This window comes from Enterobacter sp. LM3 (assembly GCF_046622475.1).
Lineage (GTDB): Bacteria > Pseudomonadota > Gammaproteobacteria > Enterobacterales > Enterobacteriaceae > Enterobacter > Enterobacter cloacae_P.
In genome coordinates this window covers 301,864-318,868 of sequence record NZ_JBJURN010000002.1, presented here as the reverse complement: position 1 = coordinate 318,868, position 17,005 = coordinate 301,864, and the positions used below count along the sequence as shown (strand labels likewise).

Sequence of the window (17,005 nt, the reverse complement as noted above, 5' to 3'; positions counted from 1 at the left end):
GGCTAACCGCTACCCGGCAATTCATTCAGCGCAGCAGCATACAATCTGGTGGCAATCGACACTGCAACGCTCCTGGTACAACCGCAATTCGGAACCGTTTCCCGCTCAACGGTTCGCCATCAAGGTTAAAAGTCATTCCGTGCGGCGCATTCACCTCAAACCAGGCGGATTGCCCATCAATGATGTTCGGGCTTTTCTCCGGTTGGGTGAGGGTGGTAAACAGTGCTGGCAGCAGCCCGTCACCGGTGAAAATGCGCAGTGCCAGTAAGCCATCATTGATCAGCGCCTCCGGGCAAAGCTGTTGCCCACCGCCCGCCTGACGACCGTTACCGATCCCGATCACCAGCGCATCACCCTGCCAGTAAAAATCATCCCCGTGAATTTCGCAGCGATCGGGTTTCAGGGTATCCATTCGCATCAGACCGTGGATGAGATAGGAAACGCCGCCCAGTGCCGCCTTCAGCTTTTCCGGTGTTTCACTGGTAATGCGCGTACCAAATCCGCCCGTCGCCATATTGATAAAGCAGGTTTTATCGTTTACCTGTGCAATATCGACTGCGGTTGCTTTCCCGAGAATGGCAAGCTGTAGCGCTTTACTCAGATCCTCCGGTATCCCCGCGCTGGTGGCAAAATCATTTGCTGTACCGAGCGGTAAAATACCCATCACCGGGCGTGTGTCCACGTTCAGGCCGATCAGGGCCGTCGCTATCTCGTTGATGGTGCCGTCACCACCGCCAGAAATAATCGTGTTGACGCCCAACTGTACGCCTTCGGCAACATACCGCGCGGCATCGCCTTTTTCCCACGTGAGCCGTACGTGAATGTGGGCACCATCTTCCCGCAAATCGACCACCGCCTGGCGCAGTATGTCATTACTGGCACTCTTGCCGTTCAGAATCAATAAACTGTCTGGATACGTTGCCATCCGCGCTGCTCCCTTTTGTAGCGTTATCAAAAAGTGTATCGCAGGGAGGAAAAAAGCGGGTAGGAACAGGATGAAAGGCAAAAAAATAAGCCCGTGTAGGCTCCCCCACTGAAGAGGGTTTAGCGTAACTGCATCCTGCAAATATTCAGGTGCAAAGTAATAATACTGCCACCGTTGATCATAAAGCGTGTTGCGAAACGATGACATGGTGCGTGGGTTGTCTGCCCGGCTGGTAAATCGGGTTTTAACCAGTATGTTGCATCCAGCGGTTGAACTCACAGCCAAAAGCGGGTGTTGCCAACCCAATGCTATATTTTAAGAAGGAATACACGAATCATGCTCATGTTATCGGTTGAGTGTCCGATTAATGGGATAAAGCTATGTTGTGTGAATGAGGATAAGGGATGAGGGAACTAACTGAATTAATCGATCAGCAGAGGTCTGGCTGGCTTACAGTGAAGCAATGGCTGGATAAAGCAATCAATGATTATGAAGTGCTTCCCCGTAACCCAGCGCAGGCACGCTCTGATTTACATCAGCTTCAGATGACTACGTTCTCTCCGCTTGGTGCTATTTCATATGAAACCGGAGGGATACTCGTTGACAGTGGTTGGCTACGGATTTTAGGCTCCGGTCATACCAGATTGCCACGAACTCTAGCTTCCTGGACGCAGTTAGTAACAGCTAGTACATTTCAGGCATTATTAATTGCTGATGATGTATCCGGAGGCTTTTTTGCACTTAACGGGGGGGAGTTTGGTAAAGACCTCGGCGGGATATATTATCTCGCGCCGGATACTCTCGAATGGGAGAGCCTCGAAACCAACTATTCAGGTTTTCTGCACTGGGCGCTTTGTGGGGATTTGGATTTATTCTACAAAAGCGTACGCTGGACAGGTTGGCGAGAAGAAACGACTTCAATAAACGGTAACGTAGTTTACTCCTTCTATCCTTTCCTCTGGACCGAACCACAGTTGTCCATAGAGCAACGTTCGCGGGTTACTGTGTCTGTTGATGAACACTGGACATTATGCCTGGATTTACGAAATTAGTGCCAGCAGCTGACATCGTAAAAAGCCAGGCATATTGACTACTTAGTGGCGGTTCAGAATCACGAAAAGCACATTAAAGATTGGCGCGGGGGTATCAGTGGAGCTTACAGTTGCTATCATGATTTTTGCCAGGCAATTGGGGAAAAATGGCTGACCCAGGCCCCGAATATGCTCCAGTCATAATCAGGAATAACCGGCATGTTTTTAACTAGCCTGGCACGTGTACGAGAAACATAAGTGTAAAGTCTTATCGCAGTATGCCGATGTAAGGAGTTTATTGTTTATAAGGATATTACATGCGTAAAAGCATCTTCAGCATTGGGTTTATGCTGGGAATAACCGGGGTCGTGTTACCTGTTTATGCCAGTACGTTGACACAAAGCCTGACGCGTTGTGACACCACTTTTTTCAGTGAGATATATCAGCAACGGGCCACGCTCAGCCGCGTGGCACCTTTAACGATTGGCCAGCAACATCACGCCTGGTTCAAATCCCCGGTTGATGGTAATGGTACCGTCTGGCTCGCTCAACCACTGCACGAGTTAAACCTGACGCTATCGGGATATTTTGTGCAAACCAGCAATCTTAATGAAATCAATTACGGAAAGTTCTATTACTGGGGGCTGATTTTCAAAGAATCACCTCAGGAAGTCATGTCCAGGCTTGATCATTTAACCTGGAGCAAGGCTGGAGAGGATTATGTCTCTCAGGCGATGATCAAAACCGCAGCCCACAGTGACTGGGAAAACAATGCGCAGGCGGTGTCGGGTATTGCACCAGCCAAAGAAAGTACTGAAAAGCTGTTAATGCTCAGTAAAGGCAAACAAGGGACATTACTGCTCTGTTCCGTTCAGGGAAATGTAACACCAGAGATACTCGCCACATTACGACCTGACTTAACTGCCGGAAGCGCAAAATGAAAAAACTCGCATTGTTATTACTTCTTACGTTAGCAGGATGCGCCGGAACCAGTAACCCCCAGTCGCAAGCACCGGCAAAGACCCCCGCTGGTTTCATAAAAATTCTTGAAGATGAACGCGTAACGTCATATGTCGATTTCAGGGTCATTTCAACTTATCAGGGTAACAGCCACCTGCGTCGGTTTTATTTCATCAATAACTACGCTGAGCAGACACTGATTATAAAAGATCCCCCTGTTTATATTTCCAGCTCCCGGGCAATAGATGTGATTAACTGCGACAACAATCAGCGTGCCGTAATGGGACGCTCGATGTTTTCCAGACCGTTCGCTGAAGGAGATCTTATCCATTCGGAGCCGGATGTAGGGCAATGGGAAGCATTCCGCAGAGACTCTCTTTTTGGGATAATTGCTGAGAGCATGTGCAGTATTCCGGTTGAAAAACTGAAGCCTGAGCCCGCGAAAGAAAACCGTAAGCCACTTCTGGATTAATCAGCCCATGACGTTGCAGATTACGGCAGCAACCCTGTTTTGATAACAGGTCATCTGTATACCGGGCATGATTCATCTGTGTCCGGTTTCACATGAATCTGTATCCCTTCGCCTCGCGTAGCCGAGATATTCATCAGGAATACAACGTCACTCTGCTCTCTCTGCCTGATGCCATAACAGCGAAATACGGCTTGTTATCAAAGGCAGGCTCTGGTGCTAAGTGCATTGCTTTCATTGCGGAAGTATTTTTATTTCCCAACACGTGACGTAGCACCATAAATTGTAAACGATGCCTTTCAAGACTGGCGCATTGGGGGCAACGGGCATACTGTCGCCCACGGAAGGAGAGAAACGTGCCGCTAAAACGACACCGTGGGCATGTAAGTATCCCTGTAATCCGGGCCATTCACTTTTAGAGATCTTCCTACAAACACTGATTATATCCGTGTGAGGCTACCTTCCAAAGCATAAGCCCCACCTGGCGGGACTATACGTATCGGCATGGTCAATGCATGGGGGGTATTTGAATTAAACCCTTTTATTTTCAGGGCATTAAAAGAAAAAATAAGCCCGCGTAAGGGAGATTACGCAGGCTAAGGAGGTGGTTCCTGGTACAGCTAGCATTTATGGGTTATGTTTTTCAGCGGAGAGGATAATACCCTTATTGAGCGAAGCGGTATGTGATCCGATTCTAAGAATTATCCCGGCGCGAAAAAATCCCCCTGATTAACTACTTGCTGTGCGGGTTACGGGTGCTTTCGCCGTCGAAATTACGCATCAGCAGCGCAAATTTCAGCTCCACTTCTTCCGGAACCGGCAGCCAGACGGTATGTCCATCGCCAGGTGCAACGGTAATCGCTTCACCTTTGCCGTTTTCCAGATGCTCCAGCGTGAAGTTCATGTTGCCCTGCGGGGTCATCAGCTCCAGGCTGTCGCCTTTGGTGAACTTGTTCTTCACGGCGACGGCGGCCAGTGCGCCTTTGCGCTCGCCGGTGAAATCACCAACAAACTGCTGGCGCTCTGAAACTGAATAGCCGTGCTCGTAGTTCTGGTAGTCGTCGTGCGTGTGACGACGCAGGAAGCCTTCGGTGTAACCGCGATGCGCCAGACCTTCCAGCGTTTCCAGCAGGCTGGTATCGAATGGTTTACCGGCAGCAGCATCGTCGATGGCTTTACGGTACACCTGTGCAGTACGCGCGCAGTAGTAATAGGACTTGGTGCGGCCTTCGATTTTCAGCGAATGCACGCCCATCTGGGTCAGACGTTCAACGTGTGCGATGGCGCGCAGGTCTTTGGAGTTCATGATGTAGGTGCCGTGCTCGTCTTCAAAGGCGGTCATGTACTCGCCAGGACGTTTGGCTTCTTCAATCATAAACACGCTGTCGGTCGGTGCGCCGACGCCCAGTGTAGGCTCAACGTTAGTGACCGGGATCGGTTCGTGTTTATGCACGATATTACCGATGTCATCTTCTTTGCCTTCCTGGACGTTATATTCCCAGCGGCAGGCGTTGGTACAGGTTCCCTGGTTCGGGTCGCGCTTGTTGATATAGCCAGAAAGCAGGCAGCGGCCAGAGTAGGCCATGCACAGCGCACCGTGGACGAAGATCTCGATTTCCATATCCGGCACCTGGGTGCGGATCTCTTCAATCTCTTCGAGGGAAAGTTCGCGAGACAGAATGACGCGGGTGAGCCCCATCTGCTTCCAGAATTTCACCGTCGCCCAGTTTACGGCGTTGGCCTGCACGGAGAGGTGAATATCCATTTCCGGGAAGTTCTCCCGCACCAGCATGATTAAACCCGGGTCTGACATGATCAGCGCGTCCGGCCCCATATCCACTACCGGCTTCAGGTCACGGATGAACGTTTTCAGCTTGGCGTTGTGCGGCGCAATGTTAACAACGACGTAGAATTTTTTGCCCAGCTCATGCGCTTCATTGATGCCGAGCTGCAGGTTCTCGTGGTTGAATTCGTTGTTGCGCACGCGCAGCGAGTAGCGCGGCTGGCCCGCGTAAACGGCGTCGGCACCATAAGCGAAAGCGTAACGCATATTTTGCAGCGTTCCCGCCGGGGAAAGGAGTTCCGGTTTAAACATGTTTGTTCTCGTTCTGATGACAGGTCAGATCCGCGTACACACGGTGTCGCGGTAAGGGGATGATCCCCTACTTTAAGGGCGGGCATTGTAGCGCTGCGGAGCGGGGAGGTAAACCTTTTGGTCGCTTAGCTGTGCCTGTTATCAGGCGGTTTTGCGATATTGCCAGTAATGGTAAAGCTCATATGTCGGATCCAGGGCACAGCGAAGGGTAACACCATGAAAAGACAGAGCGCACCCCTCACCAGTTTTCCAACAAAATCAAGACGCTTTATAAAGCAAACCGCGGTTTTTTTTCCAGCAATGTGCTCTGCGCAGTGTCTGTTCTTTTAGCTAACAACTGCCGCTTTTACTCAGGGTTTATCCTTAAACGCGTCTGGCTACGTTAAACAATCCTGCACGCATCCGCTTCCCACCGATATCCCACGCCATACACCGCGCGAATAAATGACTGATCGGGGTCAAGAGCTTCCAGCTTGCGACGCAGGTTTTTGATGTGGCTGTCGATGGTGCGGTCGGTGACGACGCGATAATCGTCATACAGGTGGTTCAGCAGCTGTTCGCGGGAGAATACTTTCCCCGGCTCGTGGGAGAGGGTTTTCAGCAGGCGGAACTCGGCAGGAGTGAGATCCAGTAGTTTACTGCGCCAGCTCGCCTGGAAGCGACCTTCGTCGACGATCAGCGGGCTTTCCGCGTCCAGCGTTTGCAGTTCTCGCTGCGGTTTGCAGCGGCGCAGGATGGTCTTCACGCGGGCGACGACCTCACGCGGGCTATACGGCTTGCAGATGTAGTCATCTGCGCCAATTTCCAGCCCCAGCAGACGGTCAATCTCTTCGATTTTAGCGGTCACCATCACGATGGGGACGTCGGAGAAGCGACGAATTTCCCGGCACAGGGTCAGGCCGTCTGTGCCCGGTAGCATCAGATCCAGCAGAATCAGATCCGGCGGTGTCTGGCGTACATATGGCAGCACCTGATCGCCATGACTGATCAGCGACGGGGCATAGCTTGCGGCGCGTAAATAGTCGATCAGCAGCTGCCCAAGCTTAGGCTCATCTTCCACGATCAAAATGCGCGGTGTGTTTTTGTCAATCGGTAACTCGGTCATGCTTCTCTCGATAAATCCCGTTCCAGAGGTAACTCTACTGTAATGCTAACCCCGCCAAAAGGCGAATGGGCGGCACGCAGCGTGCCGTTGTGCGCTTCGACGATGTTGACGCAAATCGCCAGCCCCAGGCCGGAGCCGCCGCTGGCGCGGTTGCGGGAGCCTTCGGTGCGATAAAAACGCTCAAACAATCTTTCCAGTTGTGCGTCCTGCACGCCAGGGGCGGAGTCCGCAAAGGTGAGGGCAAAACGCCCGTTTTCCTGCTTACCGGAGATATGTAGCCCGCCGCCGCTGTCAGTGTAGCGCAGGCTGTTTTCCAGCAGATTATTGAACAACTGCATCAGGCGATCCCTGTCACCAAACACCACGGCGCTGTCCGGCAGGGAGAGATGGATTTTCAGGTTGCGGCTGGCAAAGCGCTCGCGGAAGGCTCCGCTGGCAACTTCCAGAATGTTGATCACGTCCACCGGGGCTTTCTGATAAGCCAGCGCCCCTTCGTCCGACATCGAGAGCTGATGCAGGTCGTCCACCAGTTTGGTCAGCGTGCCTACTTCCGCCTGTAAGGAGGCCACGGATTCAGGGGTGAACTGACGCACACCGTCCTGAATGGCTTCCAGTTCGCCACGCAGTACTGCCAGCGGGGTGCGCAGCTCGTGCGAAATATCGGCCATAAAATCGCGTCGCATCTGCTGGTTTTTCTCCAGCGTGCTGGCGAGCTGGTTGAAGTCCTGCGCCAGTTTACCCAGTTCGTCCTGGCTTTGGGTGTCCACGCGGGTGGTGAAATCCCCGGCGGCCAGCTTGTGCGTACCTTCCACCAGCCGTTTAACCGGTGCGAGCAGGCCGCGTGCCAGCGGGAAGGTGGCGAGCGCGGCAAGCAGTATGGCGAGTGCGACAATCAGCCAGCTGGTACGGCGCTGCTGGCGATCAAAGTTGATATCGGTGTTGCGCGTCAGGCGCTCGACCGGGGAGGCAATAACCCAGCCAACGGCCTCATTATTCACCTTGATGGCACGCCGGGTTCCGTCCGGCGGAACCGGCGCGCGCGGGCCAACCAGAACGTGCATATCCTGGTCGATCACCCAGAACTGCGTGCGCCATCCGTGCGGCGGCATGCCGGGGCCGGGACGATCGTCGTTGGTATCATGCTCAAGCGAGCGCAGGATCTGGAACACAAAGCGGTCGTTATTGCGTAAAAAACGCCAGTTTCCGTGCAGAGTATACTGCTCGGCCAGCGCATCGCTCAACCCCTGCAGGCGTTGCTCGTTACCGTGTTTGATGTAATCAATAAACCCGCGCTCAAAGCTGAGACGTACCGCCCAGTGCATGGTGATCAGCAGGACGATGCAGGTGGCAAATATTGCGACAAAGAGTTTACCGGTAATGCCAGGACGCCAGAATTTCATGGTTCACTCCTTTTGCCACGCCGGATCACGGCGTTTTTACTGGTATCATCCGGCACCCTGGCGAAGATGAATGCGGGCAGGGCAATAATCACCGCCATGCTGAGATAGGTATATAAAAACACCTGGTGAGCGACCGGGGTGTCAACGCTGAGATGGTGCTGCCCATACATGCCGAGCAACAGGCCCGCGATGGTGACCCCTACGCTCATGGAAAGCTGCATCACCATCGACAGCAGGCTGTTGCCGCTGCTCGCCTGCTCATCCGGCAGGTCTTTCAGCGTCAGGGTATTCATTGATGAGAAGCGCATGGCGTTGATAACCCCCTGGCAGAACAACACCAGCGGCAGGGCGTAGTACCAGCCCATCAGCGCCACGGCCATAAACAGCAGGATGACCAGCGCCAGTGCCAGCGTGGCGACTACCAGCACATGACGATAACCAAAGCGGTTCACCACCTGCACCACAATGCGCTTCGTCCCCATACTGCCAAGCACCATTGGGATCATCATTAAGCCTGCATGGAACGGTGAGAACCCCATCCCAATCTGCAGAAATACCGGCGTCATAAACGGCAGCATGCCGCTACCGGCTCGTCCGGCAAAGCTGCCGAGCAGGCCCAGACGGTAGGTGGTGTTTTTAAACAGCGACAGGCTGAACAGCGCTTTAGCGTTGCCTCTGGCATGCCACAGATACCCCAGTATTGCCGTGATACCGAGGGTGACCAGAATGCCCAGCGTCAGGGATGAAATCCCCAGCCCTTTTTGCCCGTCGAGCGCCAGCGTGAGCATGGCCATCCCGGATGCCAGCAGCATGAAACCAAAGAAGTCAAAGCGCCGCGTCTGCATGGTGTAGTTAGGCATCAGCATCAGGGTTGCGATAGCACCGACGATACCCACGGGCAGGTTAATTAAGAAGATCCAGTGCCAGGAGGCGTATTCCACCAGAAGCCCGCCCAGCGCGGGGCCGAGCAGCGGGCCAATCTGTCCAGGTAAGGTCACAAAGGTCATCGCCGACATATACTGCTCGCGCGGCACAATTTTCATTACCGTCAGCCGCCCGACGGGTACCATCATCGCGCCGCCAAACCCTTGCAGCACACGTGCCATCACCAGTTGGTCGAGGGTGTTGGCCTGCGCGCAAAACAGCGAACCGACGGTAAACAGCACAATGGCGGTGAAAAAGATATTCCTTACCCCCACTTTATCCGCCAGCCAGCCGCTGGCAGGCAGCATCACGGCGACTGTCAGCACGTAGGAGACAATCACCATATGCATGTGCAGCGGGCTCTCCCCGAGACTTTTGGCCATCGAGGGGAGGGCGGTGTTGACGATGGTCGTATCCAGCGACTGCATAAAGAAGCCGAAGGCGACAATCCATAATTGCCAGCGAACATTCGCGGGGAGGTCGGTCATTTACTCGGTCACCGTGGTTCTGTTTTTACGCGAAAAACGCATTCGCAGGCGGTCGAAAAAGAGATAGACCACCGGCGTGGTGTAGAGCGTCAGCAGTTGGCTCATCACCAGCCCGCCGACAATTGTAATACCCAGCGGCTGGCGCAGCTCTGAGCCGTCGCCACCGGATATCACCAGCGGTAGCGCACCAAACAGTGCCGCCAGCGTGGTCATCATGATCGGACGAAAACGCAGCAGGCAGGCCTGGAATATCGCCTCTTCCGGAGGAAGATTGCCGTGACGTTGGGCATCCAGCGCAAAGTCGACCATCATGATGGCGTTTTTCTTCACAATGCCTATTAATAGCATGATCCCGATTAATGCTATCAGGCTGAATGGAGCACCAAACAATTCCAGCGCCAGCAACGCCCCGACGCCCGCTGATGGCAGGGTTGAGAGGATGGTCAGCGGATGGACGTAGCTTTCATACAGCACGCCAAGCACAATATAGACCGTCGCAATGGCCGCCAGAATCAAAATGACCTGCGAGTTCATCGTCTGCTGGAACACCTGCGCGGTGCCGGCAAAACTGCCGCGTACGGTGGACGGTACGCCAAGCTGGGTCATGGCGCGGTTGATAGCATCGCTGGCCTCGGAAAGCGACGAGCCGGTTGGCAGGTTAAAGGAGATGGTCGACGCAGCCGAAAGCCCCTGATGGTTAACCGACAGCGGCGCGTTCGCAGGCCGCCAGCTGGCAAACCAGGAGAGCGGGATGGGTTTGCCGTCGCTGTTGATGATGTACATTTTATCCAGCGCGCTGATATCCTGGGTGTAGCGTGGGTCAACCTCCATCACCACTTTGTACTGGTTCATCGGCCGGTAGATGGTCGAGATTTCGCGCTGACCGAAGGCGTTGTTCAGCAGGCTGTTGACCGCTTCAACATTAATCCCCAGACGCGACATAGTGTCGCGATCGTAGGTCAGATCCATCTCAGAACCGTTGTCCTGTTGATCGGAATTCACGTCCGCCAGCTGTGGCAGTGCGGCCAGCGCTTTGCGGATCTTCGGCTCCCACTCGCGCAGGGCGGCCAGGTCGTCAGAAAGCAGGGTGTACTGGTAGCTGGCATTGGCCTGACGCCCGCCCACGCGGATATCCTGAACGGCCATCAAAAACAGGTTTGCCCCGGGCTCTTTGGCAAGCTTCACTCGCAGGCGGTCAATCACCTGTTGTGCGGTTTCATTGCGGACATCACGCGGTTTAAGGGTGATAAACATCATCCCGCTGTTGACGCGGGAGCCGCCGGTAAAACCGGTGACGTTATCCACCGCCTTGTCCTCGCGGATGATTTTCATAAAGTCCTGCAGTTTACCGCGCATTGCCTGGAACGAAATGCTCTGGTCAGCCTGAATACCGCCCATCAACACGCCGGTATCTTGCTCCGGGAAGAGGGTTTTCGGGATGGTAATATACATCCAGACATTAAGCCCGATCGTGGCGATAAGCGCTAACCCGACAAGCCGCGTATGGTTCAGTACCCACTTCAGTGATTTACCGTAGCCTCCCTGCATGGCCATCAGGACACGACCAAACCCCTTGCGACGCGGCTGCGAACGCGGTTTGCTGCGCCTGAGCATCCAGCCGCACATCATCGGCGTGAGCGTGAGCGAGACAGCCAGCGAAATACCGATGGCGACGGAGAGCGTCACCGCAAACTCGCGCAGCAGGCGGCCGGGAAGCCCGCCCATCAGCAGCAGCGGCAGGAACACCGCCACCAGCGACAAACTCATTGAAAGCACCGTAAAGCCCACTTCGCGCGTGCCCTGAAGCGCAGCCTGAAGCGGTTTCACGCCGGCTTCCAGATGACGGGAGATGTTCTCCAGTACCACAATGGCATCATCCACCACAAACCCGGTGGCGATGGTCAGGGCCATCAGCGACAGGTTGTTGAGGCTAAAGCCGCACAGATACATGGCGGCAAATGTCCCAATCAGCGAGACCGGCACTGCTACGGCGGGAATGAGCGTTGCGCGCCCGGAGCGCAGAAACAAAAAGACCACCAGGATAACCAGCCCGACGGAGATCACCAGCGTCTGTTCTACCTCTTCGAGCGAGGCGCGAATGGTCGGAGAGCGATCCTGGGCAATCTGCAGGTCAATTGCAGCCGGGATAGTCTCCTGTAGCTCCGGCAATCGCGCGCGGATGCTGTTCACCGTCTGGATAATATTGGCTTCCGGCAGCTTGCGGATCATCAGCAGGATCGCCGGTTTGGCGTTGGTCATCCCCGCGTTGCGGACATCCTGTACCGAGTCGGTGACGCTGGCGACATCGCTTAAGCGTACCGCCGCGCCGTTGTTGTAGTGAATAATCAGCGGCTGGTATTCAGCGGCGGTTTTCAGCGCGTCGTTGGTCTGGATCTGCCAGCGATGGCCGCTGTCCTCAATTGCCCCTTGTGGCTTACGCACGTTGGCATTGCTGATGGCGGTGCGCACCTCGTCCAGCGACACCCCCTGGTTAAACAGCGCCTGTGGGTTTAAACCCACGCGCACGGCGGGCAGGGAGCTACCGCCAACGCTCACATCGCCCACACCGTCAATCTGCGTAAGGGTCTGCGCCAGCTGTGTGGAGGCGAAATCGTACAGTTGTCCCTGAGAGTAAGTCTCCGAAGTGAGCGTCAGGATCATAATCGGCGCATCGGACGGGTTGGCTTTGCGGTAGGTCGGGCGGCTCGGCATCCCGCTCGGCAGCAGGCTTTGCGCGGCGTTGATAGCCGCCTGCACGTCACGCGCGGCTCCGTTTATATCGCGGTCAAAGCTAAACTCCAGAATAATACGCGTGCTGCCAAGCGAACTGCTGGAGGTCATTTCGTTGACCCCCGCAATCCGCCCGAGCGAGCGCTCCAGCGGCGTGGCGACGGACGATGCCATGGTTTCCGGGGATGCGCCAGGCAGCGAGGCGCTGACCATGATCACCGGGAAATCCACCTGCGGCAACGGAGCCACCGGCAGCAGCCGGAAGCCCAGCACGCCGCACAGGGTGATGGCGAGCGAAATTAAAATCGTCGCCACCGGTCGGTAAATGAAGAGGGCGAAAAACTTCACTTATGCCTCCTCTTCACGTTTCGGGAAGCGGCTTTTCGCCCACAGCGCCAGACGGTCAAACAGCAGGTAAATGACCGGTGTGGTAAAGAGCGTCAACACCTGGCTGACCAGTAAACCGCCGACCATACCCACCCCCAACGGGCGGCGCAGCTCAGCCCCTACACCGGTACTCAGCATCAACGGCAGGGCACCCAGCAGGGCGGCGAGTGTCGTCATCAGGATCGGACGAAAACGCAACAGACAGGCCTGGAAGATGGCATCGCGTGGCGACATCCCCTGCTCGCGCTCGGCGGCGAGGGCAAAGTCGATCATCATGATGGCGTTTTTCTTCACGATCCCGATAAGCAGAATGATCCCGATGATGGCAATGACGTCCAGTTCGCTGCCTGCCAGCATCAGCGCCAGCAGTGCCCCTACGCCCGCGGTCGGCAGGGTGGAGAGGATGGTAATCGGGTGAATAAAGCTTTCGTACAGCACGCCGAGCACGATGTACATCGCCACGACCGCCGCCACAATCAGCCAGATGGTGTTACCCAGCGCGGCCTGGAACGCCAGCGTACTGCCCTGGAACTGGGTCTGAATATCTGACGGGAAGCTCAGCGCTTTTTCAGCGGCCACAATGGCTTCAACCGCTTCGCCCAGCGAGTAATTGTCCGGCACGTTGAACGAAATGGTGGTGGACGGGAACTGATCCAGATGGTTTATCGACAGTGGGGTATAGCGCTCTTCCACATTCGCAATTGCACTTAACGGCACAATGCCGCCGTCTTTGCTGGTCAGGCGTACCGAGTCCAGCCCGGCAAGCCCCGGGGTGTTTTCGGTGTTGTGTTCCAGCACCACGCGATACTGGTTCGCCTGGGTATAAATCGTGGAGATCAGACGCTGACCAAAGGCGTTATACAGTGCGTTATCCACATCGGCCATCGTGATGCCCAGCCGACTGGCGGTGTCACGGTTGACGTTCACATACGCTGCCAGACCTTTGTCCTGCCAGTCGCTGCTGACGTCGGAGAGCTGCGGCTGCGCTTTCAGTTTATTCACCAGTTGCGGAACCCAGGTGCTGAGTGCGTCGAGCGTGGTCGCCTGCAGCGTGAACTGGTACTGCGTGCGGCTCACCTGCGTATCAATGGTTAAATCCTGAATCGGCTGCAGGTAGAGTTCAACGCCCGGCACGCGTGCCACGGCGGTTTGCAGACGTTCAATCACCGTTTGCACGCGGTCATCACGGCCACTCAGCGGTTTAAGGTTGATTTGCAGACGAGCGCTGTTCAGCGACGGGTTAGTACCATCCACGCCAACAAACGACGTCAGGCTCTCGACCGCCGGATCGTTCATGATTGTCTCAGATACCTGCTGCTGGCGCTGTGCCATGCTGGCAAACGAAACCGACTGCGGTGCCTGCAGCGTACCCTGAATAATGCCGTTATCCTGAATTGGGAAGAAACCTTTAGGGATGAAGATCCACAGCATCACGCTCAGTGCCAGCGTACCCAGGGCTACACTCAGCGTCGCCCACGGATGATTGAGCACTTTCGCCAGCACGTGTCCGTAAGCGGCAATAATGCGTTCGAACATGCGTTCAGAGGCGCGGGAGAAGCGGTTTTGCTTACGCAGGGACTCAACGCTCAGCATGCGGGCGCACATCATCGGCGTCAGCGTCAGCGACACCACGGCAGAGATTAAGATTGCGATTGCCAGCGTGACGGCAAATTCACGGAACAGACGTCCGACGATATCACCCATAAACAGGAGTGGGATCAGCACTGCAATCAGTGAGAAGGTCAGCGAGATAATAGTAAAGCCAATCTCACCCGCCCCCTTCAGCGCGGCGGCCAGCGGTTTTTCGCCTTTTTCGATATAGCGTGAGATGTTCTCGATCACCACGATGGCGTCATCCACCACGAAACCGGTGGCGATGGTGAGCGCCATTAACGTCAGGTTGTTAATCGAAAAACCGAGGAACACCATCACCGCGAACGTGCCGACCAGCGAGAGCGGTACGGCAACGGCGGGGATAATGGTTGCGGGCACGTTGCGCAGGAACAGGTAAATAATCATTACCACCAGCGCAATCGCCAGCATTAGCTCGAACTGAGTATCGGTAACCGACGCGCGAATATTGGTGGTGCGGTCAGAGAGGACCTTCACGCTGACCGACTTCGGCAGACTGTCAATCAGCTGCGGCAGCATGGTACGAATGCTGTCGGCGGTTGCAATGATGTTTGCACCTGGCTGGCGCTGAACGTTCATCACGATCGCCGGCTGTTTGTTGGCCCATGCGCCAAGCCAGCTGTTTTCCGCCCCTTGTTCAACGGTCGCCACATCACCCAGGCGTACGGGAGCGCCGTTCTGGTACGCCACAATCAGCTGGCGGTACTCATCGGCGGACTGCATCTGATCGTTTGCAGAGAGCGTGACGGCACGGGCCGGGCCATCCAGCGAACCTTTTGCCGAGTTGACGTTGGCATTGCTGATGGCCGCACGAATGGTTTCACTGGTTAACCCCAGCCCGGCGATCGCCTGGGCGTTAAGTTTCACGCGAACCGCCGGGCGCTGCCCGCCCGCCAGCGTGACCAGACCCACGCCAGACACTTGCGAAATTTTCTGTGCCACGCGGGTTTCGACCATATCTTCAACCTGAGTCATCGGCATGGCGGATGACGTGACCGCGAGGGTCATGATCGGCGGATCGGCCGGGTTGACTTTGCTGTAGACCGGTGGGTTAGGCAGGTCAGACGGCAGCAGGTTGGTTGCCGCGTTGATCGCAGCCTGCACCTCCTGCTCGGCGACATCCAGCGACAGCGTGAGCTGGAACTGCAGCGTCACTACGGATGCCCCGCCGGAACTTTGCGAGGACATCTGTTTTAACCCCGACATCTGGCCAAACTGGCGCTCGAGTGGGGCGGTAATGGCCGACGTCACCACATCCGGGCTGGCTCCGGGGTAGAGAGTGATAACCTGAATCGTCGGGTAGTCCACTTCCGGCAGCGCCGAAACGGGCAGGAAGCGGTAGCCGATAATCCCGGCCAGCAGGATAGCCACCATCAACAACGTGGTGGCGACAGGGCGCATGATGAACAGGCGTGATGGCCCACCTGTCGTGCTGGGTGGCATGACCTGCATCAGGAGGCCGCTCCCTGTTTCTTATGCTCCCGCTTCGTGGGTGCAGCGTCTGATGCGGTGCTGCCGTGTGCTTCAACAACGTCGACTTTTGCCCCTTCGGTCAGGCGGTCTATGCCGTCGGTCACCACGCGGTCGCCCACGGCAATCCCGGCGCTGATCACCACCGTCTGGCTGTCCTGAAGCCCGGCTTTCACCAGATGCTTGCTGACGTTGTTGTCACTGTTTAGCACCCAGACAAAGTTACCTTCGTTACCCATCTGTAGTGCAGCCGTTGGGATCACCACCGCGTTTTCCTCGGTGGCAACCAGCATCCGCGCATTCACAAACTGGTTCGGGAAGAGGGCATCATCCTGGTTGTTAAAGCGCGCTTTCAGCTTGATGGTGCCGGTGGTGGTGTCGATCTGGTTATCGAGGCTCAGCAGGGAACCTTCGCTGAGTTTCTGCTTGTTGGTGCGATCCCAGGCTTCCACCACCAGCGCTTGCCCGGTTTTTTGCGCCTGCACGACGGTGGCGATATCACTCTCCGGCAGGGTAAAAACAAGATCGATAGGATGAGTTTGCGTAATGACCACGATCCCGGTGGTATCGCCACTGGAGATCTGGTTGCCGATATCCACCTGTTTCAGGCCGACGCGTCCGCTAATCGGCGCGGTAATACGGCTCCAGTCGAGCTGTAGCTGCGCGCTGGCAACGGTGGCTTCATCGGCTTTTATCGTGCCCTGGGATTCGCTGACCAGAGACTGCTGGGTATCCAGCTCCTGGCGCGACACGAGATTGGTTTTTACCAGTTGCTGATAGCGGGCTAAATCACGCTGGGCGTTGGCGAGCGTGGCTTTATCTTTGGCGAGCTGTCCCTGCGCCTGAGCGAGGGTAACCTTAAACTGGCTCGGGTCGATTTCCGCCAGTAAATCACCGGCGTTGACCTGCTGCCCCTCCTGGAAATGAAGCGCCATCAGTTGACCGTCGACGCGGCTGCGTACCGTCACGGTCTTTGCCGCCGTGATGGTTCCCAGGCCTGTGAGATAACGGGGTACCGCTTTGCTCACCGCCGTCGCGGCCTGAACCGGAGCCAGAGCACCACTGCGCATACCGTGACGACCACCGCTCGCAGAGCGCTGTGGTGGGTTACTGGCACTTGCGGTTGACGTTGGTTCAGCGGATTGACTGTGCCAGTACCAGGCGGCGGCAAGAACCACCACAATGATGCCAGCGGCGATTGCCCAGCGGGATTTGTTACGGCCTTTCATCGTTATACGTTCTCATCCTGAAACACTTCGGGGGATGATACTAGTTTAGTCAGGCAAGACGGTGGAAAAATGGAGGAAATATGGAAGACTGTCTGGAATTGTCTGAATGGAGGTCAACGCAAAACGGCAATGCCGTTTGGGGTGTGTTCGCCCTCTCCCT

Annotated in this window: 11 protein-coding genes and 1 pseudogene; 3 read left to right on the top strand and 9 right to left on the bottom strand. The window is 55.8% G+C overall.

Features of this window, described 5'->3' with window-relative positions:
- Positions 1-25: 25 nt before the first annotated feature.
- Both yegS and ACJ9N4_RS03600 read right to left on the bottom strand, forming a co-directional pair.
- Positions 26-925: a lipid kinase YegS gene (gene yegS, locus ACJ9N4_RS03605; RefSeq protein WP_395121686.1), complete on the bottom strand. Its 900-nt coding sequence runs from the start codon at positions 923-925 to the stop codon at positions 26-28.
- Positions 926-1,024: 99 nt separating this feature from the next.
- Positions 1,025-1,173 (bottom strand): annotated as a pseudogene (locus tag ACJ9N4_RS03600) (site-specific integrase); the annotation flags it as partial.
- 156 nt (positions 1,174-1,329) lie between these two features.
- Here ACJ9N4_RS03600 and ACJ9N4_RS03595 point away from each other — a divergent pair.
- The 3 genes from ACJ9N4_RS03595 to ACJ9N4_RS03585 all read left to right on the top strand — a co-directional run bounded on the left by ACJ9N4_RS03595 (position 1,330) and on the right by ACJ9N4_RS03585 (position 3,388).
- Positions 1,330-1,977 carry a DUF2625 domain-containing protein gene (locus tag ACJ9N4_RS03595; protein ID WP_411500256.1) on the top strand — a complete coding sequence of 216 codons (648 nt, stop codon included), beginning with the start codon at positions 1,330-1,332 and terminating at the stop codon, positions 1,975-1,977.
- A 296-nt stretch (positions 1,978-2,273) separates the two neighbouring features.
- Positions 2,274-2,897 carry a hypothetical protein gene (locus tag ACJ9N4_RS03590; RefSeq protein ID WP_411500255.1) on the top strand — a complete coding sequence of 208 codons (624 nt, stop codon included), beginning with the start codon at positions 2,274-2,276 and terminating at the stop codon, positions 2,895-2,897.
- Positions 2,894-3,388, top strand: a complete 495-nt coding sequence (locus ACJ9N4_RS03585; RefSeq protein ID WP_411500254.1) for a surface-adhesin E family protein — start codon at positions 2,894-2,896, stop codon at positions 3,386-3,388. Before ACJ9N4_RS03590 ends, ACJ9N4_RS03585 begins: the two co-directional genes overlap by 4 nt.
- Before the next feature lie 730 nt (positions 3,389-4,118).
- On the opposite strand, the gene yegQ is transcribed toward ACJ9N4_RS03585, so the two are convergent.
- From yegQ to ACJ9N4_RS03550, 7 genes are all read right to left on the bottom strand, one after another.
- Positions 4,119-5,480, bottom strand: a complete 1,362-nt coding sequence (gene yegQ, locus ACJ9N4_RS03580) for a tRNA 5-hydroxyuridine modification protein YegQ (protein ID WP_182272005.1) — start codon at positions 5,478-5,480, stop codon at positions 4,119-4,121.
- Positions 5,481-5,862: 382 nt separating this feature from the next.
- Positions 5,863-6,585: a two-component system response regulator BaeR gene (gene baeR / locus ACJ9N4_RS03575; RefSeq protein ID WP_182272004.1), complete on the bottom strand. Its 723-nt coding sequence runs from the start codon at positions 6,583-6,585 to the stop codon at positions 5,863-5,865.
- Positions 6,582-7,985: a two-component system sensor histidine kinase BaeS gene (gene baeS, locus ACJ9N4_RS03570; RefSeq protein WP_182272003.1), complete on the bottom strand. Its 1,404-nt coding sequence runs from the start codon at positions 7,983-7,985 to the stop codon at positions 6,582-6,584. The genes baeR and baeS overlap by 4 nt, the downstream gene beginning before the upstream one ends.
- Positions 7,982-9,397 carry an MFS transporter gene (locus tag ACJ9N4_RS03565; RefSeq protein ID WP_196390229.1) on the bottom strand — a complete coding sequence of 472 codons (1,416 nt, stop codon included), beginning with the start codon at positions 9,395-9,397 and terminating at the stop codon, positions 7,982-7,984. The genes baeS and ACJ9N4_RS03565 overlap by 4 nt, the downstream gene beginning before the upstream one ends.
- Complete coding sequence (mdtC, locus tag ACJ9N4_RS03560) at positions 9,398-12,475, bottom strand: multidrug efflux RND transporter permease subunit MdtC (protein WP_411500253.1); 3,078 nt, start codon at positions 12,473-12,475, stop codon at positions 9,398-9,400.
- The gene (locus ACJ9N4_RS03555) at positions 12,476-15,598 is read right to left on the bottom strand and encodes an MdtB/MuxB family multidrug efflux RND transporter permease subunit (RefSeq protein ID WP_182918658.1); all 3,123 of its coding nucleotides are present in this window, start codon (positions 15,596-15,598) and stop codon (positions 12,476-12,478) included.
- A complete protein-coding gene (locus ACJ9N4_RS03550; RefSeq protein WP_182271999.1) occupies positions 15,598-16,845 on the bottom strand; it encodes an MdtA/MuxA family multidrug efflux RND transporter periplasmic adaptor subunit in 1,248 nt (415 codons plus the stop codon). The genes ACJ9N4_RS03555 and ACJ9N4_RS03550 overlap by 1 nt, the downstream gene beginning before the upstream one ends.
- Positions 16,846-17,005: the final 160 nt, after the last annotated feature.